General features: G+C 31.8%; 1 protein-coding gene. It reads right to left on the bottom strand.

What is annotated here, in order from left to right:
* The coding region (locus SB775_RS29065) for a hypothetical protein (RefSeq protein WP_410864677.1) at positions 1-277 on the bottom strand (277 nt) is incomplete at both ends.

The raw sequence follows: 277 nt of genomic DNA, 5'->3' as shown, positions 1-277 counted from the left end.
CCAATTCATCAATAGCTTTATCCAATTTGAATTTTTTCGTCATATATTCCTTTAGCGTTGATTTGTTTAAAAAATCAACCGCTATGCTCATGGATTGAATCAGATTGACCTGATATCCCCATAGAGTGAAACAAATCAATTGATATTTCCTTCTTTTTTGAAGTAGGTGTTGCTCTTTTAATGCACTTTCAATTTCTTGATGAAAATAATCGTGAAAATATCCGAAATCTTCCTCCAACATTTGCATCTTCGCCAAGATTTTAATTAACTTCTTAGC

The organism is Peribacillus sp. SIMBA_075, from assembly GCF_046534585.1.
Note: the sequence above shows the minus strand (reverse complement) of the source record. Positions and strands in the feature narration are given on the sequence as shown.